Source organism: Pseudomonadota bacterium (assembly GCA_039815145.1).
In the GTDB taxonomy this organism is placed as follows: domain Bacteria; phylum Pseudomonadota; class Gammaproteobacteria; order Steroidobacterales; family JBCBZW01; genus JBCBZW01.
The window spans coordinates 1-19,370 of sequence record JBCBZW010000097.1 but is presented as its reverse complement, the minus strand read 5'-3'; the positions used below and the strand labels follow the sequence as shown (position 1 = coordinate 19,370).

The window sequence follows — 19,370 nt, the reverse complement described above, 5'->3', positions numbered from 1 at the left end:
CGAGCGTGCGCAAGACGGCACGGTCCAGCGCATCTTTACGACGGATGCGGCCATCGGCGGTGATGACACGCTCGCGGGAGACGAGGGGCGTGACGTCCTGCTAGGCGGCGCCGGTGCCGACGAGCTGTCTGGCGATGCCGGTCGCGACGTGTTGCTCGGTGACGCTGGTCTCGTGGTGTTCGCTGACGGCAGCGACGACGCAGACGATGTGTTCACCGATGCGGTGGGTTCGGGCGCCGGCGACGTCCTACTGGGCGGTGACGCCAACGATATTCTGCTCGGCGGCGACGGCGACGACCGCCTGGGGGCCGGCGCGGGCAACGACGTGCTGGTGGGCGACCACGGGATGCTGCGGCGGGATGCGGAAGGCGGCCTGGAGCGCGTCGAGAGCGTGGACCCGGGGGCCGGTGGCGACGACGTCCTGTTAGGTGACGAGGGAGCGGACATCCTCATCGGCGGTGCCGGTGGAGATGAGCTCACCGGCGCCGGCGGCGCCGATATCCTCCTCGGCGACAGCGGCACCGTGGTGGCCAGCGACGGCAGTGCCGAGGCCAATGACGTGTTTACGAGCTTCGTAGGTACCGGTGCCGCCGACATGCTGTTCGGCGACGCCGACGCAGACCTGCTCCTCGGTGGCGACGGCGCCGATCTCCTCGATGGCGGCGAGGGGGTTGATGTGCTGATGGGCGATCACGGTGCGATCACCCGCGATGAGTCGGACGGGATCACGCAGATTCTCACCGTCGATGTTCCCAGCGGTGATGGCGATACGCTGTTCGGTCGCGAGGGCGACGATTGGCTCCTCGGCGGGGCCGGCGGCGATCAGCTCGAAGGCGACGGCGGGGACGACATCTTGCTCGGTGACGGCGGCCGGATCACCCTCGACGGTCTCGGCGGCGTACTGCGTGTTGAGAGCGTGGACGCCGGGGTCGGCGGTGCGGACGTGCTCGACGGGGGCGAGGGCGTCGACCAGTTGATCGGTGGTGCCGGCCGCGATGCGCTTCTCGGCGGAGAAGGCAACGACACTTTGCTTGGCGATAACGGCACCCTCGTGGGTGCCGATGGCAGCGATGCGGCGAACGACGTACTCACAGGTTTCGTAGGCACAGGGGACGATGATGAGCTCTCCGGCGGTGCCGGCGCTGATCTGCTCCTGGGCGGCGACGGCGCAGACCAGATCGAGGGTGGTGAGGATGACGATGTCCTGGCCGGCGACCACGCCACGATCGTGCGCGAGGCGGATCTGCAGATCATCGACGTGCGCAGCACCAACATCGCCCTCGGCGGCGACGACGTGCTGCACGGGGACGACGGTGACGACGTCCTGCTCGGCGGGGCCTTCGCGGACCGCCTGACCGGTGGCCTCGGGGCCGATGTGCTGGTCGGTGACGCCGCGCTTCTGCTGCTGAACTCCACCGGTCAGCGCCTGCGCCTGGAGACGCTAGACCCTGCAACGGGCGCCAGCGATTCCCTCGATGGGCAGGAGGGCGACGATTGGTTGCTCGGCGGTGCCGCCGACGACTCACTGACCGGCGGCGACGGCGATGATGTGCTCCTCGGCGACAGCGGTGCCATCGTTGGCGCCGACGGCAGCGAGCAGGCCGACGATGTATTCACTACCGCCGTGGGCACTGGTGCAGGCGACGTCCTGTCCGGCGGTGACGGTAACGATTTGCTGCTCGGCGGCGATGGGGGCGATGCGATCAGCGGTGGCGCCGACGCGGATCTGGCGTTCGGCGATCATGGCTACATCACGCGCGATGGCGCCGGCACCGTGCTCCTCGCGCAGAGCACCGATTTCGCAGACGGTGGCGACGACTCCATCAGCGGTGGCCTGGGCAGCGATGTGCTCATCGGGGGCGCGGGCAGCGATCAGCTCGATGCCGACGCTGACGGCGATGTACTGATCGGCGACGCCGCTCGAATTAGCTTCGCTGGCCCCGCGTCCATCCTGCGCGTGGAGAGCTTGGCCGGCGATGCTGGCGGAGCCGATACGCTTACCGGCAGCGCCGGTGACGACATCCTCATCGGTGGCGCGTTCGGGGATGTCCTCATCGCGGGTGCCGGCGACGACGTGCTTCTCGGCGATAGCGGCCTGGTGGTCGGCGATGACGGTAGCGCACAAGCCAACACGGTCACGACCACCTTCATCGGCACCGGCGCTGCGGATCAGTTGTTCGGCGATGAAGGGGCAGACCTGCTGATCGGTGCCGATGGCGCCGATGAACTCGCAGGCGGCTCGGAAGATGATGTCCTGATCGGCGATCACGGCCTGATCGTGCGCGACGGCGCCGAACGGGTGCTCGAGGTACGCAGCACGGAAACGCTCTCCGGTGCCGACGATATTCTCCTTGGTGATGCCGGCAACGACCTGCTCATCGGTGGCTTCGGCGCCGACACGCTGTCCGGCGCGCTCGGTAGCGATACGCTGGTCGGTGACGCGGGGCTCGCCCTGTTGAGCGGTGTCAACCTGCGCTTGCGCGTCGAGACCATCGACCCGGCCATCGGTGGGGCAGACGTACTCGACGGCGAGGACGGCGACGACGCCCTGCTCGGCGGTGCTGGTAACGATGCGCTCACCGGCGGCGCTGGCCGCGACATCCTGATCGGGGACTCGGGCCTCATCGTTGGCGCCGACGGTAGTGACGCCGCGGATGACATCTTCACCGACGCGGTTGGCACGGGCGGCGCGGACGTGCTGTTCGGCAACGATGGCAACGACGTGCTCCTCGGCGGCGACGAGTCGGATCTCCTCGACGCGGGCGCTGGCGACGACGTGTTGGCGGGCGATCACGCCGTCCTCGTGCGCAACGCTCAGGAAGCACTGATCACTCTCGATAGCCTCGAGATCGCGAGCGGCGGCAGCGACGTTCTCACCGGGGGCAGCGGTAACGATGCACTTGTCGGCGGTGCCGGCGACGACGAACTCATCGCTGGTGAGGGGGCAGATATCCTCCTTGGTGATGCCGGCCGCATCACCTACGACGGCCTGGGCACGGTACTGCGGGTGGAGAGCCTTGAGGCGGCGATCGGGGGTACGGACACGCTGGACGGCGGCGAGGACGACGACATTCTCATCGGCGGTGCCGCTGCGGATCTGCTGAGGGCCGGCGCCGGCAACGACATCGCTTTCGGCGACGCTGGAACGGTGGTTGGTGCCGACGGCAGCGACCTTGCGAACGACGCCTCAACCACCTTCACCGGTACCGGCGGCGATGATGTGCTGTTGGGCGATGCGGGCACGGATCTGCTGTTCGGTGGAGACGGTGTCGACGACCTTGCGGGCGGTACCGAAGGCGATGTCCTGGTGGGCGATCACGGTGCCGTGACGCGCGGCGCTGACCTCGCGATCACCGACGTGACGAGCAGCGACACCACCGCGGGCGCAGACGACACGCTGCGCGGTGAAGACGGCGATGACGTGCTGCTGGGCGGCGCAGGCGACGACTTCCTGTCGGGCGGGCTGGGCGCGGACACGCTGGCAGGCGACAACGTCGTTGTCCTGCTCAACGGTACCAGTCTCCGGGTGCGGGTGGAGAGCCTCGATACGGGCATCGGTGGCGATGACACGCTCGAAGGTGACGCGGGTGACGACGTGCTGCTCGGCGGCGCCGGGAGCGACACGCTCACGGCTGGCAGTGGCGTCGACGTGCTCCTCGGCGACGCGGGACGGATCCTGTACGACGGTATTGGTACCGTGCTGCGGGTGGAGAGCCTGGATGCGGCGACCGGCGGTACGGACACGCTGGATGGCGGCGAGGATGACGACATCCTCCTCGGCGGCGCTGATGCGGACGTACTCACGGCCGGCGGAGGCGATGACATCGTCTTCGGCGATGCGGGCACGGTGGTGGGCGCCGACGGCAGTGAGCTTGCCGATGACGTGTTCACGAGCTTCGTAGGTACGGGCGGGGACGACATCCTGTTCGGCGATGCAGGGGCGGACCTGCTGTTCGGTGGCGATGGCGCGGATGACATCACGGCCGGCACGGAAGGCGATGTCCTACTGGGCGATCACGGTCTCGTTGTGCGAGACGACAACCAGATCATCCGACAGGTCACGAGCACGGATACTGGCTCGGGCGGCGCCGACACCCTTCGCGGTGAAGCGGGCGATGACGTGGTGATCGGCGGTCCCGGCGCTGACTTCCTGTCCGGTTCCCTCGGCGACGACATCCTGCTCGGCGACAGCGGCATCGTGCTGCTGAGCGGCACCAGCCTGCGCCTCCGGGTCGAGAGCGTGGATGCCGCCACAGGCGGTGTCGACACGCTCGACAGTGCCGAGGGCGACGACATCCTGCTCGGCGGCGCGGCAGCCGATGTGATCAGCGCGGGTGCGGGCGATGACGTCGTGTTCGGTGATGCAGGCACGGTAGTGGGTGCAGACGGCAGCGATCTTGCCGATGACGCGTTCACGACCTTCGTAGGTACGGGGGGCGATGACGTCTTGCTCGGCGATGCTGGGACAGATCTGCTGTTCGGCGGTGACGGCGCGGACGACATCACGGGGGGCACCGAGGGCGACGTGCTGCTGGGCGACCACGGCGCGGTGACGCGCGGTGGCGATCTTGGCATCGAGGCGGTGACCAGCGCAGATGCCGCAGCCGGCGGTGCCGACGCACTGCGCGGCGAGGATGGCGACGATGTGCTGCTTGGCGGCGCTGCTGCCGACTACCTCTCGGGTGCGCTCGGCGACGACACCTTGCTCGGCGATAGCGGCACGTTGCTGCTCAACGGCACGAGCCTGCGCATCCGCGTCGAGACCCTGGATGCGGCCGTTGGCGGTGACGATACGCTGGAAGGCGATGCGGGCGAGGACGTTCTCATGGGCGGCGCCGGCGGCGACACGATAGGCGGCGGCGCGGGCGACGATGTCGCGCTCGGTGATGCGGGGGTAGTCCACTTCGAGAATGGTTCGCCACGGCCCAACGCCATCCTCACGTCCCTCGCGGCCGTGGGCACCGGGGGTGACGATGCGATCACCGGTGACCAGGGTGCGGACATCCTGCTCGGCGGCGACGGCGCCGACACCCTCGATGGCGGCACCGAAGGCGATGTCCTGGTGGGCGATCACGCCGATGTGGAGCGCGATGACATGCTCGTCGTCACCTCGGTGGCCACCGCTGACGGCGGCGACGACGAGATCACCGGCGATGCGGGCGAGGATCTGCTCATCGGCGGGGCGGGCAATGACACGCTGAGCGGTGGCTTCGACGCGGACTTCCTGCTGGGGGATGCAGCCCTCGTCATCCGCGACGGCAGCCTGGCTCGTCACGAGACCATCGATGTGACCGTTGGCGGTGATGATCTTCTGATCGGCGATGGCGGAGACGATTACCTGATCGGTGCGATAGGTAACGATCGTCTGTACGGAGGATCGCTCGACGGGGTAGTCACGGGAAGCGATCGCGACGTGCTGTTCGGCGATATCGCCAATGTGGACACGGCCGATGGCCAGGCCGACGTGCTGAGCACCCGCGAGCCCGCCCTCGGCGGTGACGATGAGATCCACGGCAATGAGGACGCCGATCTGATCTTCGGCGGCTTCGGGCAGGACCTCATCAGCGGGGATGGGGGTGACGATGTCATCCTCGGCGACAATGGCTCCATCGAACTCGCGGGCGCCGTGGCAACGCGGGTGGTTACCTCCGATGCCGATGGCACGACTGGCGCGAGCGATGTGATCAGCGCGGGCGAGGGCGATGACATCGTGCTGGCGGGCATGGGCGGCGACACGATCGATGTGGCCGGTGGCGATGACCTGGTGATCGCGGATAACGGTGAGGTGCGGCGTGACGCCGCTGGCGTGCTGCTCGCCGTCGACGCCACCAACCTCGACCAGGGTGGCGGCGATACGGTCGTGGCCAACGATGGGCGATTGACCGCGATCCTGGGCTTCGGTGATGACACCCTCAACGCGATCGATGGCACCCACACGGTCTTCGGCGACTTCGGCCGCCTCACCTACACCAACGGTGTGCTGACCGAGGCACGCTCCTTCGATACGGCCGAGAGTTCGGCTGGGGCGGACACGATCAATGTGGGCCAGTCGAACTCGATCATCGTCGGTGGTGCCTTCGGCGATTTGATCACCCAGGACGGCGGCGAATCACTCATCCTGGGCGATAGCGGAATGGTGACTTGGGACGAGGCTGGAGTGCTCATCCGCATCGTCACCGACGAGGATCTTGCCGGCGCGGCCGACCGGGTGGATCTGCGCGATGGGTCCGGCGTCACCCTGCTCGGTGAAGGGGCGGATATCCTGACCGCTCGCGACGGTGAGCGTGTGGTCATCGGCGACGGCGGGGAGATCGACTATGCGAACGGGATCATCGTGCGCATCGCGTCGACCGACACGGACGAGAGGAGCGGCGGCGCGGATAGTGTGAGCCTGGGCGACGGTGACGCGGTCGTGGTCGGTGGTGTGGCCGGCGATCGGCTCACCCAGGGCGACGGCGACGCCATCATCCTCGGCGACGGCGGCTTCATGCAGTTCAACACCCTGGGCGAGCTGTCCTCCATCAACACGGACGCCACGCAGCCCGGGGGTGATGACGAGGCTATCGTGGGTGACGGCAACCACGTGATCCTGCTCGGCTTGGGCGAGGATGTCGCCACCGCAGGCGACGGCATCAACCTCGTGGTCGGCGACAACGCGGCCGTGGAATTCAACAACGGCATCGTCAGCTTCGTGCTGACCACCGATTTGTCCGACGAACGGGGCGGCGTCGACCGGCTGATCGTCGGCGATGGCGAGAGCATCGTCTTCGGGGGTGTCGCGGGCGATGTGATCGAGGCAGGCGACGGCAGCCACGTGCTCTTCGGCGACGGTGGCGAGGCATCGTTCATCGCCGATCCGCAGCCCGGCGAGGACGGCGAACTGCAGCTCAATGCGCTGGCCAACTTCCAGGTGGGGATTCTCGCCTTCGGTAGCAGCGAGCGCTCCATGCCTGGCCTTGGGGGTAACGATGCGATCACCGCCGGCGATGGTGGCAGCGTACTCATCGGCGGTGCGGGCAGCGACACCCTGACCTCCGGCGCCGGCAGCGACATCGTGATCGGTGATGGTGCGCAGGCACAGTTCGTCGATGGCGCGACGGGTGAGCTACGCACCACTGACACGGATGAGCGCTGGGCGGGCGATGACACGATCGTCACCGGCGAGGGCGACGATGCGGTTGCGGGCGGCCTCGGCAGTGACACGATCGATGTGGGCGCCGGTCGCGACGCGGTGGTTGGCGATGAGGGTGAATTCTTCTTCGTGGCCGATGAGGAAGGTGACCCCCGCACCCTGGACATCGTGCGTAGCGGTGACCCGCTGCTAGGCGGTGATGACACGATGGTCAGTACGGCGGGCGACGATATCTTCATCGGCGGGGCCGGCGCTGACACGGCGAGCACCGGCGAGGGTGACGACACGCTCATCGGCGATGGCGGTCAGGTGACACGCCTCGGCGAGCGCTTCGTGGCGGAGACCATCGACCCCCTGACCGGTGGAGACGACTCCCTGGACTCCGGTCCTGGCCAGGACATTTTGATCGGTGGGTTCGGCAGTGACTTCTTCGTGGGCGAACTCGGCACCGACATCATCATCGGCGAGTACGCGCGCTTCATCGGTACCAGTCAGTTGGGGGATTCTCTGGTCACCCTTGCCCCGGATGTCCTCGATCTGGCCTCCAACCAGATTCTCACGCTTTACGACTCGCTCTTCGGCGAGCTGGATGAGGTACAGGTGCGAACGACCGTGGCAGTGGAGGACCTCATCGTGGCGGTCAAGCGACCTCAGGCGCCGGACAGCGTGCCCCATGGTGTCCAGGTGGTCGAGGACGCCAGTCTGCTCGAGCGCCTGACGGGCCAGAGCGGTTCGAGCAATGTCCGGCCCCCGCCGCCTGCGCCAATACCCGATCCACCGGCCGACGCCGACGAATCACCGCAGGCGCCGGGTGTTCCGGACGCGGCGCCGGCACCGGCGGGCGGCGCCAGCCCGGGACTAGACGACGGGCGCGAGGGTGGGGACGCGCGCTTGGATGAGCAGGCGGCCTCCGTAGCCTTCTGGGAGCAGCCCGTGGATACGCGAGGGGCAGGTGCTGCGGCCGCTATCGGCGCCGTGGCATGGCGAGTTCGCGAGCGCGCTCCCCGCAGGGCCGGTGAACCGATAAACTGGGCTTGAGCGGTGTTGTGGGGTGAGCGAAGTCGCCCTGTCTTTACCTAATAACCACTAAAGGAAGAGCACGTGTCATCGAAGGAACCGACTGCCAAGCCCAGCCTCGAGGGTCGTACGATCAAGTGGGATGATGGCGACATGGATACCTCCTACGCCAACATCTGCAACATCTCGAGCACGCGCGAGGAGATCACGCTACTGTTCGGCACCAACCTGACCTGGCAGCCGTCGCAGAAGGAAGTCACGGTGCAGCTGTCTAATCGCATCGTCATGAACCCCTATGTGGCCAAGCGCCTGCTGCTGATGCTCGATGCGACGATCAAGAACTTCGAGGCTACCGTCGGCGAGTTGAAGATCGAGACGAAGCCGGCCAAGGGATGATGGGAGGGGTAGCCCCACGGCCCCCGTAACCCTCTATGGATTCGCTTCCGCCGGATGAGCCTCGTTGGCGCGCCCTCGGTGCCGCCACCGATATGCGTGGCGCCGCTTCCGCATGGCTTGCCCTTCAGAGCGATCGCCTTGGCGATGTCATCGACGCCGTTGTGGTGATCCGTGAGGCGGACGGCATGCTCACGCGCGTCGCCTCTGTGCCCGAGCGCGGCAGCACGCCGCAAGCGCTGCGCGACCTGCTCGAACGTGCCGTCGCCGAGCGGGCCGGGCAGGTGGACGCGGGCGGCGATGGCACCGATACCGCCGCCCCCTTGCTCTGGGCTGGCGAGTTGGTTGGCGCCGTGGCCTTTCGCGTGCGTCGGCGGGGCGATGCATCCCACTCGCTCGTCCGTGAGCTGCGCTGGGGCAGTGGCTGGCTACTGGCGCGGCTGGTGCAGCTCTCGGCGGACGGGTATCGCCAGCGAAGCGAAGAGGCAGCCGAGGTAGCCGAGACGCTCGCGGGCATTCATGCGGCGGACTCGATCAGCGACGGGGCTCGCTCGCTCGCCACACGCCTCGCTGCACGCTTGCGCTGTGATCGTGTGTCCGTGGGGCGCTATGTGCGCGGCCGCTCGGCTCTGCAGGTGGTTTCCCACATGGCGATCGACGCGAAGCGCATGAACCTCGTGCGCAGCATCGAGCAGTTGATGGACGAGACCATCGATCAGGGTGCGAGCGTGCTCGCGCCTGCGGGCATCGAAGAGGTCCCGCCGCTGGTTCGCCGCGAGCACCAGCGGCATCTGCGCGAGCACGATGTGGATACCGCCTTGACCGTCGTGTTGCCGAACGGTTCAGGGGATGATCGGGCCTGGGGTGCGCTCTGCCTGGAGCGAGGGGCCGGTACCCCCTTCAGCCCCGAGGAGTGCGAAGCCGTCGAACAGATCGCGCGCGTCAGCGGACCGGTGTTGGCCGTCCGGGAACGCGATGAGCGCTGGATAGGTGCAAAGCTCGGGGCAGCCTTCGTCCATCAGTTGGGGCGGCTCATCGGACCAGGCCACCTCGGCCTCAAGGGCGCCACGCTTGCGCTGATGGTGCTGATCGCAGCGGCCTGGTGGGTGCGCGGTGACTTCCGCGTGACCGCCGACGCCCGGCTGCAGGGGGCGATCACACGCACGGTGGCAGCGCCTATCGATGGTTTCCTGCGCGAGGCTCCGGTACGCGCTGGCGATCGCGTCAATCGCGGCGATCTCCTAGGCCAGTTGGACGAGCGCGATCTGCGCCTCGAGCGCCTCGCCCAAACAAGTCGCCGTTCCCAACTGGGCTTGCAACTGCAGGACGCGCAGGCGCGTGGTGAGCGGGCCGAAGCGAGCGTGCTCGCGGCGCAGATCGAGCAGGTGGAAGCGGAGGTTGCCTTGCTCGATGAGCAGATATCGCGCATGCGCATCGCGGCGCCCTTCGATGGCCTGGTGATCAGTGGCGACCTGACGCAGTCATTAGGCGCGTCGGTTGCTCGAGGGCAGGTGCTGTTCGAGATCACTCCCCTGGAAGGCTATCGGGTGCAGATCGAGGTCGACGACAAGGACATCGAGCACCTGGCGATCGGTCAGCAGGGGGAACTCGTTCTCGCCTCCCTGCCCAATCAGCGCTTCGATATCCAGGTGGTACGGCTAACCCCCTCGTCCAGGGCGCAGGACGGGCGCAACGTCTTTACGGTCGAGGCTCAGGTGGCAGCGACCGACGAACGCCTTCGCCCGGGAATGGCGGGAGTGGCTAAGGTCTCGATCGGCGAGCGCAGGGTGGTGTGGCTGTGGACCCGCACGTTCATCGATTGGCTCGCCCTCACCTGGTGGCGTCTGGCCCCATGATCAGCGACGGGACACCGTTGCCTGTGCCTGGGCGTAGTGCCCTGTCGGCGGGCGATGCCACCACAACACTGACCGCTGCGTGGCACGCAGCGGCGGGCCTGCGGCCGCGCCTTCGCGAGCACGTCGAGATCCATCGCCACCGCTATCGCGGTGAGCGCTGGTACGTACTCCAGGATCACGCGAGCGGGAAGTTCTCCCGCTTTACCGCACCGGCCTACTACCTCATCGCTCTGATGGATGGCGAGCGCACGTTGGCAGAGATCTGGGAGGAGGCTCGCGAGGCCTTTGGCGAGGAGGCGCCGACCCAGGAGCAGCTGATGAGTCTGCTGACCCAACTGCACGGCAGCGATGTCTTGCTCACCGACGAAGTGCCCGATGCGGGGGAGTTGGCGCGTCGTAGCGCACGCCTTCTGCGCCAGCAGCGCGTCGCCCGCTTTCGCACGCCGCTCGCGATTCGCGTGCCGCTCATCGACCCGGAATGGCTGCTTACACAGATGGCTGGTGTCGCCCGCTGGTTGTTCTCCTGGCCGGGCTTGTGCCTGTGGCTGGCTGTGGTGTCGTCGGCGGCGCTGCAGGTAGGCGTGCACTGGGATGCGCTCACCGGCAACCTGGCGGACCGCGTGCTCAGCCCCGACAACCTGATCATGCTGCTGTTCGTCTTCCCCTTGGTGAAGGTGCTGCACGAGATCGGCCACGGGCTGGCGGTGAAGCGCTGGGGTGGCGAAGTGCATGAGATGGGCGTGATGTTGCTGGTGTTCGTGCCGGTGCCCTACGTCGATGCCTCCGCGAGTTCCGCCCTGCGCAGCCGCGGGCAGCGCATGGTGGTGGGGGCCGCAGGGATGATCGTCGAGGTGTTCATCGCCGCCGTGGCCTTTCACCTGTGGGTGCAGGCAGAGGAGGGGGTGGTGCGTGCCATCGCCTTCAACGTGATGTTCATCGCCGGCGTATCGACCGTGCTGTTCAACGGCAATCCCCTCCTGCGCTTCGACGGCTACTACATCCTCATGGATGCCCTGGAGATCCCCAACCTCGGCTCGCGCGCCAACCGCCAGATCGGCTATCTCGTGCGCCGCCACTTCCTGCGCCAGGAGGGCTTACGTCCGGTCACCCGCGACGCGGGGGAGGGCGTCTGGCTGGCTACCTACGGCGTGCTGGCCTTCGCCTACCGACTGTTCGTGATGACCATGATCGTGCTGTTCATCGCCGGGCAGTACTTCGTGTTCGGCGTGGTGCTCGCGCTGTGGGTGCTGGCCAACGCTGTGGTGCTACCGATGCTCAAACACACCTCGACCCTGCTCTTCGACCCCTCGCTGATCGGTCAGCGGGGCGCTGCCATCGGCCGCACGGGCGTGGCGATCTTGATTGTCTGTGCTGCGGTAATCGCGGTGCCTTTGCCGGAGCATACGACGGCGCAAGGGGTCGTCCTGCCGCCGGACGAGGCCGTGCTCTACGCGACCGGCGGTGGCGTGGTGGATGAGGTGCTCGCTGAGGTGGCGAGCACCGTGGAGGAAGGGGATGTGCTGCTACGTCTGAGTGATCCGGTGCTGGAGGCGCAGGTGCGCGCCTACGAGGCGGAGGTGCGTGAAGCGCGGGCGCGCCTGCTCGCGGCCAGGGCGAGTGATCGGGTGCTCGCCGCCTCGGTCACCGAACGACTGGAGCTGGCCCGATCGCGGCTGGAAGACGCGCGCACCCGCCTGGCAGGCCTTACGATCCGAGCCCATCGCGGGGGACGCTTCCTGCTGGCCCAGGCGCCGTTGGACATACCTGGCAGCTACGTGCAGCGGGGCGATGCGTTGGGTTGGATCCTCGCCAGACCGCCCCAGCGGGTGCGTGCCGCCGTGCCCATGGAGCGCGCGGATCGCGTGAGCAATGACTCCCGATCGGTAGAGGTTCTCATTACCTCGAAGCGCGCGACACCTCAGGCAGGCAAACTGATTCGTGAGGTGCCCGCAGCCACCTTCCAGCTGCCCGCGGCGGCCCTGGGCCGAGAGGGCGGAGGACCGTTCGCGCTGGATCCTACAGCCCAGCAGCCTGGAACCACCGTGCAGCCCCTGTTCGAGATCGATGTGGAACTGAGCGAAGCGCTCGCCTACGAGCGCCTCGGGCAGCGTGCCTACCTGAAGTTCCGCCATTCCTGGAGTCCGTTGATCCAGCGCTGGTCGCGTCAGCTGCGTCAGCTGTTCCTGCGCCGCTTCGATCTGTGAGTGTGCCGGTGATGCTCACCTCGTTGCTGCCAACCCTGCCGTCCAGGCGACTGCCTGAGATCGTCGGTATCGACGGCTGGGTAGCCCAGAGCGCGCTGGCACTGCGCCTGGACCTGCTGCAGGCCCGCCTCGCCCGGTCGGCTCCCCCACAGCCCGCGCTGGCGCGTGCGGCAGAAGTATTCTCGGCGGCAAGCGGTCAGAGGGTCGATCCACGTCGGGGTGCTCACTTAGCGCATTTGATCGCCGGTGGGTTGGTGGAGTCGCGTACCTTCGAGGAACGCGATGCGCTGTTGGCGGCCACACTGGCGGCAGCGAGCGTCAACGACGAGCCCGTCCACCTTGCGTGGCCCTCGACCGCTGGCGGGGAAGCGAACATCGAACGTGTCTGCGCATCGGCCGGACTCGAGGGACGATGGGAACTCGTCGGTCCGCAGACGACGAAGGTGCCGCGCGCCCCTGTGCTCGTGGGGACGCCGGAGGCCTTGGCACTGCTGGCCATGCACGGTGGCGACCAGGAGCGCGCGAGCTTTTCGAGGACGCGTCTGATCGCCGCGGATGCGGACGGTCCCTATCTGAGTCAGGGTCTGCGGCGCGTGTTGCTGCAGGCGGTGGTGGACCGGCCTGAACTGCTGCGGCGAGTCCACGATGCCGTGACCGTCGCCAGCGCCTTGGACACCCCTGTGCACTACCAGTGCACGGCACAGGGTGTGGTTCTGACCGATGCGGGCCGCGCACACATCGGTGCAGTGGTGCCTTCGCTGGACCGCTGGTGGGCGGGGCCGAATCGTCGCGAGGAGTTGATCTGCCTGACCCTGAGCGCTCGGGAACTGCTGAGCGAGGGCCAGCACTACGGGTTTGATGATGGGAGGGTGGTGGTCGACGCGGCCCGTCTCCCCGGACAACTCCCCCAGCGCGCGGGCGATATCGATCTCGCCCTGGTCCTGCAGCGTTGGCATCGCCTGTCCCCGCCGCCGATGCGCGTCAACGCTCGGGAGACGACGCTGCTTGAGGCTGCTCGGCGCTACGGTGCGATCTGCGGGACCGTGCGCCCGGCCAGCCGGGCGGTCGGTGCGGCCCGACGGTTGCTGGGGCTTGGCATCGCCGATGCCACGCGCGGCCTTGCCCTACGCCTAGGCCATGAGATTTTCGACAGTCGCGCCCAGATGGTGTCGTGGGTGTGCGCGAACGCCGGCGGGCGTGCTGTGATCGTCGATCACGAGGATGACCGGGTTGTGTTCGAGGGGCAGGACGCCGCGCAAAGCGTGCGCTTGACCACCAGTCGGGCGCTGCTCCAGGGCGAACTGCCGCCCGGCTCGGTACTATGGGTGGCAGGACCCTCCGCGGCGGGCGAGCGCCGAATCCTCCGCGCGATGCTGAGCCATCGAGGCTACGATACGCAGGATGTGCTGTCTCGTGAGCATCGGGTGGTTGAGCAGCATCTGGAGGTCGAACAACGGCTGCCCTCGGCACGAGCCTTGCATCGCGCGATGCGCCGCCAGGAGCGCCTCGAAAGCGCTTCCCGCCTGGTACTGTTTCGCAACTCCATTACGGGTAAGGACCGCTATGCGTTCATCGGAGAGGACCGTGGTATTGCCTAGGGCAGGAGCCACGGGGTTGGGGCTGTTCCTTGCCCTATCGGCATGTGGCGTGGAGGCCGCCGAGTTCGATTGCTTGCTGCAACCGAGCCGAACGGTAGAGCTAGGTACCAGTGTCAACGGTGTCATCGCGAAGTACTTCGTCGATCGCGGCGATCGCGTGCGCTCGGGCGATCCCGTGGCGCAGTTGGAGGCAAGCTCCCAGCAGGCGGCGGTGGAGCTCGCGCGTGCGCGGGCCGAATTCGGCAAACGCAAGGTGGCGCGCAATCAGGATCTCTACCGCGACGATCTGCTGTCGATTCACGACAAGGACGAGGTGGAGACCGAGAGCCTGATCGCCGAACTTGAACTCAATCAGGCCAGTGTGGAGCTCTCCCTGCGAACGATCCGCAGTCCTGTCGACGGTGTGGTGATGGAGCGCCAGCTGGACGCGGGGGAGTTGGTCCGCGACGGGGTGATCGCTACGCTGGCGCGGGTCGACCCCCTGCATGTAGAGGTTGTGGTGCCCGTGGCCTACATCGGTCAGGTGGAGGTTGGCGAGAAAGCTCTGGTGAGACCCGAAGCCCCTCTGGGCGGTGAGTACGAGGCAACGGTGACCGTGGTCGACTCCGTCGTAGATGCTGCCAGTGGTACCTATGGTGTGCGCCTGCGTCTGGCGAACAAGGGGGCGAAGGTGCCGGCGGGCATTCGCTGCCGGGTGGCGTTCGCCGACTACGCCACACCATAGAATCCATCAGCCTGCACCTCGGCCCTTCCTGTTGAGGTCATCGCCTAGGTCGATGATCTGCCACGGGAAATCGACTACCGCAAGGCAACGGTACGTCCGCAGCTTCGCGCCAGTCAGCCTTGCGGTCGTAACGCCGTTCCCCGCGTACAGAGCTTAGCCGCCTCGTGCGGAGCTTCCCTGAGCCAAGGATCTGTTGTTAGTGCTCCTATTCCCCCTAGACTGTGAGCAAGAAGCCCTCCACCCGCAAGGCCGAGTCATGCGCTCTCAACAACGTGCTTCGGCCCTCGCCACGCTCATGCTCGTGGCCGCCGCGGGTGCGCCCTGCAACGAGGTTGATTCCGCGCCACTGTTCGACTTGGGCGAGCGCTACTTTGAGTCGTTCCAAGAGCTCGAGCCCGTGCAGCCGAACGCCATCGTCCTCGACATTCAACAGGATGCGCAGGGGTTCATCTGGCTCGCCACGACGAAAGCACTGCTTCGCTACGATGGCTACGATTTCAAGGAGTACGTCAACGACGAGTCCGATCCGGGCAGCATCTCCGGCAACTTCGTTCAGGCCATTCGCTTTGTGGGCGATCATATGTGGGTGGGCACCTACTCCGATGGTGTCTCCGTCTACGATCCTATGACGGACCGGTTCACACGACTCCAACACGATCCGTCCGATCTCGCGTCCCTACTCAGCAACGACGTTCGCGCGCTCAGCGGCACGGACGAAATCGTTGTGATCGCCACGCGTTCGGGTATCAACCTGTTCGACGTCGCCACGGGGCAGCTGAGCACACTGGGGCACGTCGAGGGCTGCGCCGAGATGCTGGCACTGGGTAAGCTCACCGCGCTTGCGATCGATGGGAAGGCGCTGTTCATCGGATCCTCCCACGGCGTGTGCCAGCTCAGCATTACCTCGCAGGCGTTGACGGACGAGCGCCTCGTGGGCGAGCGGCTAGCCGCGCTCGATGAGCAGAAGGTGTTCAACCTCGACATCATGCCCGATGGCACGGTGTGGGTTGCCACTTCGGACAACGGGGTTGCGGTGCTAGACCGTGGCTCGCAACTGGTCCGCTGGATACCGGTCGATGAGCACTCCGCCGCCGCCCTTCACCATCCCTGGGTGGACGACACCACCCTGATCGACGGGCGCGTCTGGGTAGCCACCGCAGGAGGGGGGATCGCGATCGTCAATCCGCAGACCCTCGTCGTGGAAGAACACATCGTCTCGCAGCTTGCCAACCCCAGCGGACTGTCCAGCGATGATGTCAGCGCCATCTTCGTGAACGAGACGGGGATCGTCTGGATCGGGACCTACGGCCGCGGCATGAACCGCTACAACCCCGCGTCTCGTCCGTTCCGGATCCTGCGCCAGAACCCCCTGGACCCCGCGACGCTGGCCGACCCAGACATCCGCTCCGTGCTGCAACTACGTGATGGCGACCTCTGGCTTGGGACGCTGACCAGTGGTGTGCAGGTGGTGAGGAGTGGAGTGGGGTTGGTGAAGACCTATGCGCCGACGCCGGGCGAGCCGGGTGCCTTGCAAAACGGCTACGTGACCGCCCTCGCCCAACTGCCTAACGGAGACCTATGGCTCGGAACCGGGCAGTCCGGGGTGTATCGCTACAACGCGTCTAGTGATGACTTTACGCAATACACTCGCGCCCACGGGTTGGCTGACGATGCGGTAAGAGTGCTCTACGCTGCGGACGATGCAACGCTGTGGGTGGGCACGGAAGCGGGCCTCTCGCGCTATGACCCGTCAGCAGACGCGTTCGTTGCCGTTGATGCTGCCGGGCAATCGAGTCTGCCCTTCGATCGCGCCGTATGGAGTATCGTCGCGCATAGGGGCCAGCTTTGGGTGGGTACCAACCGTGGATTGTTTTTGCTCGCGCAGGGGGCGAGCGAACTGGTCCAGATCACATCGGACCCTGCAAAGCCGCTCACCGACAACTTCATCAAGGGGCTGTTCATCGACTCGCAAGAGCGCCTATGGGTGGTGACGGCGCAGGGCACCGACATCCTCACCGCCTTCAAGGACAGCGCGGCGAGCTTCCAATCCGTGGAGGCGCTGTTGGGCAACACGATCTCCTTGCAGGCCAGCAATCTCGAGGAAGACCTCTTGGGGCGCATCTGGGCTCAAGCCGCTGTTATCGACCCGAGCGAGTGGAGCTACTCTGTCGTTCGCCGCAGCGCCGGCTGGGACAACGGCGGTCAGTGGGCGGGAAGCCATGCGCGCAGTGACGACGGCACGCTCCTTTTCGGCGGCATGCGGGGATTGCTGATGGTGCGCCCGGAGCAATACCGGCCACGTCATTACGAGCCTACGCTGACGATCACTGGCGCTCAGGTCGATTCACGCCCCGTATCGCCGGACCGGCTGGCTCCCCTGTCGTTAGAGCCCTCCGCCAAGAGTTTCACCGTAGAATTCTCATCGCTCAACTACTCGGGGTCCGAGCCCGTGCGCTACGAGTACATGCTCGAGGGCTACGACGATCGTTGGATCTCTACCACGGCGAAGAATCGTCGCGCCACCTATTCGCGCCTCGCGCCCGGCGCCTATCGGCTCAGGATTCGTGCAACGAACCGAGCGGGAAGCGTGAGTGAGGCCGCCGTTGCGGTGAAGCAGTTTCCCGCCTGGTATGAGACCACGCCGTTCAGGGCGCTCGTCGTGCTTCTCGCGCTCGGACTGCTCTACCTGCTTTATCGCGCACGGGTAGCGCACCTGGAACGGCAAAAGCGCGCGCTAGACCAACTTGTGGAGGAGCGTACCCGGAACATTCGCCAGCTGGCGCAGGCAGGTAAGGACATCGCCTCCTCCCTCGACCTCGAAGAGGTGCTGCACGCGGTCTACACCCGTGTGGGTGAGTTCATGGATACCACCGTGTTCGTCATCGGGTCGATGAAAGATGACGAGCGCAGCGTGTCTACGCTGTTGCACTACGAGGAAGGTAAGCAAGCGCGGGAGTTCAGCATCGACTTGTCGGACGGACAGAGTCCAGCGGCCTGGTGTATCAGCAACCGGCAGGCGTTGATCGTCTCCGATGAGGAGGAGCTGAGAGTGGCGTCGCAGGAACTGCGCTTCATTGATCGCCCGCAGGCAGTGCAGTCAGCCGTCTTCTATCCGCTTATGTCGGGCGATAGGATCCGGGGCTTTTTGAGTTTGCAGAGCTACAAGCGATCAGCTTACGGGGCGAATGAGCTCGAGATGCTGAAGACGATCGCCACGTATGCAGCGGTGGCGATCGAGAACGCGGAATCGCACAGTCAGTTGAACCGGGCAAGAGCGGAAATGGAGCGGGCGAGCCTAAAGGACCAGTTGACGGGGCTGCACAACAGGCGTTTCCTCGACAATTTCCTGCCCAGCGAGGTCAGCCGTTTGCGCCGCTTGGTGGCAGAGGGCAGCCGCGAGCGCCTTGGCCTGTTACTGATAGATGTAGACCACTTCAAAAAGGTCAACGACACCTATGGCCATCATGCTGGCGACAAGGTGCTCGTGCAGCTGGCGCAGATGCTAAGAGCGATTATCCGCGATAGCGACTGGGCAGTGCGTCTCGGCGGTGAGGAGTTCCTGGTGCTGGCGAGGGTGACCGCCCACAGCCAGCTACTTCAGTTGGCTGAGCGTGTTCGTGTCGGGGTCGAAACCCATCGTTTCGAGCTCAAGGAGCACGGAACCATCCGCAACACCTGTTCCATCGGCGTGAGTCAGTTCCCCTTCGTCGCGTCGTCACCTTCGGCCATGACGTGGGAGCAGTCACTGAACCTGGCGGACCGAGCCCTGTATCGTGCCAAGAGCAGCGGGCGCAACACGTGGATTGCCCTGTTGGAGAAGCAGGTTCGAGCGCCCGAGGTGGTGTACGAGGCGGCGATCACTGATCTGCAGGCGTTGGTGGATGGTGGGCAGATCACTCTGGAGAGCTCATCGAGCTTCAGGCCGCACGAGCCGGTGCCGACGTACTCTGTGGCGGACTAGGGCTCCTGGGCGGAGGCTGCCGTCGGCGCCTCGTCTTAGACGGCGCGAGCCAACTTCACCGCCGACGACGACCCCGTCCCCACCATCCAACACCACAGGCGCATCAAGGGCGAACGGCTAGGCCCGGCCAAGTCCGCCGCCTCATCGCGATGGTGAATCTCGTCCGCCTGACAGTGAACGAGCAGCTCGCGCAGGGCGCGCAAGTCCTGAGCCGCCTCGGCGGAGCACTCCGCGCTCGCCAGCATGGCGTCGATCTTATCCACCTGCTCCTGGTAGTGATGATCAACGAAGGTCTCCACCGCCTCGATGGTGGCGAACACCGCGCGCTTGCCGAACAGGGCAGGGAGCCAGCCGGTCAGAAAACCCGCGACATTCCAGATCGGCAGCAAGCGGCTGTGCAGCCGGTTGGGGAAGATCGCGGACACTAGCGCCAGGTGTTCCCGCTCGGTGGCGATGTGCCGCTCGGCGAAGGCGCGCACGTCGGG

Annotated in this window: 8 protein-coding genes and 1 pseudogene; 8 read left to right on the top strand and 1 reads right to left on the bottom strand. The window is 66.4% G+C overall.

The annotated features are described in order from the left end of the window. The first annotated feature begins 276 nt into the window (after positions 1-276). From AAF184_18810 to AAF184_18775, 8 genes and pseudogenes are all read left to right on the top strand, one after another. Positions 277-432, top strand: a pseudogene (locus tag AAF184_18810) (hypothetical protein). A gap of 163 nt (positions 433-595) precedes the next feature. Then, positions 596-8,170 (top strand): hypothetical protein, encoded by a 7,575-nt coding sequence (locus AAF184_18805; GenBank protein MEO0424395.1) that lies wholly within the window; start codon positions 596-598, stop codon positions 8,168-8,170. Between the two features lie 63 nt (positions 8,171-8,233). Continuing rightward, positions 8,234-8,545, top strand: a complete 312-nt coding sequence (locus AAF184_18800; protein ID MEO0424394.1) for a DUF3467 domain-containing protein — start codon at positions 8,234-8,236, stop codon at positions 8,543-8,545. A 35-nt stretch (positions 8,546-8,580) separates the two neighbouring features. Further along, positions 8,581-10,398 carry an HlyD family efflux transporter periplasmic adaptor subunit gene (locus AAF184_18795; protein ID MEO0424393.1) on the top strand — a complete coding sequence of 606 codons (1,818 nt, stop codon included), beginning with the start codon at positions 8,581-8,583 and terminating at the stop codon, positions 10,396-10,398. Then, complete coding sequence (locus AAF184_18790; GenBank protein MEO0424392.1) at positions 10,395-12,602, top strand: peptidase M50; 2,208 nt, start codon at positions 10,395-10,397, stop codon at positions 12,600-12,602. The genes AAF184_18795 and AAF184_18790 overlap by 4 nt, the downstream gene beginning before the upstream one ends. An 11-nt stretch (positions 12,603-12,613) precedes the next feature. Further along, complete coding sequence (locus AAF184_18785) at positions 12,614-14,200, top strand: hypothetical protein (GenBank protein MEO0424391.1); 1,587 nt, start codon at positions 12,614-12,616, stop codon at positions 14,198-14,200. 16 nt (positions 14,201-14,216) lie between these two features. Next, positions 14,217-14,924 carry an efflux RND transporter periplasmic adaptor subunit gene (locus AAF184_18780; GenBank protein MEO0424390.1) on the top strand — a complete coding sequence of 236 codons (708 nt, stop codon included), beginning with the start codon at positions 14,217-14,219 and terminating at the stop codon, positions 14,922-14,924. 256 nt (positions 14,925-15,180) lie between these two features. Continuing rightward, the gene (locus tag AAF184_18775) at positions 15,181-18,885 is read left to right on the top strand and encodes a diguanylate cyclase (GenBank protein ID MEO0424389.1); all 3,705 of its coding nucleotides are present in this window, start codon (positions 15,181-15,183) and stop codon (positions 18,883-18,885) included. Positions 18,886-18,920: 35 nt separating this feature from the next. Here AAF184_18775 and AAF184_18770 read toward each other — a convergent pair. Beyond that, positions 18,921-19,370 (bottom strand): demethoxyubiquinone hydroxylase family protein (locus tag AAF184_18770; GenBank protein MEO0424388.1); only part of this gene is annotated, 450 nt, incomplete at its 5' end.

What these genes read in the sequence shown, in the direction of transcription:
- AAF184_18785 (MEO0424391.1), top strand. Translation starts at nt 12,614, where the DNA reads ATGCTCACCTCGTTGCTGCCAACCCTGCCGTCCAGGCGACTGCCTGAG.
- AAF184_18795 (MEO0424393.1), top strand. Translation starts at nt 8,581, where the DNA reads ATGGATTCGCTTCCGCCGGATGAGCCTCGTTGGCGCGCCCTCGGTGCC.
- AAF184_18805 (MEO0424395.1), top strand. Translation starts at nt 596, where the DNA reads ATGCTGTTCGGCGACGCCGACGCAGACCTGCTCCTCGGTGGCGACGGC.
- AAF184_18790 (MEO0424392.1), top strand. Translation starts at nt 10,395, where the DNA reads ATGATCAGCGACGGGACACCGTTGCCTGTGCCTGGGCGTAGTGCCCTG.
- AAF184_18775 (MEO0424389.1), top strand. Translation starts at nt 15,181, where the DNA reads ATGCGCTCTCAACAACGTGCTTCGGCCCTCGCCACGCTCATGCTCGTG.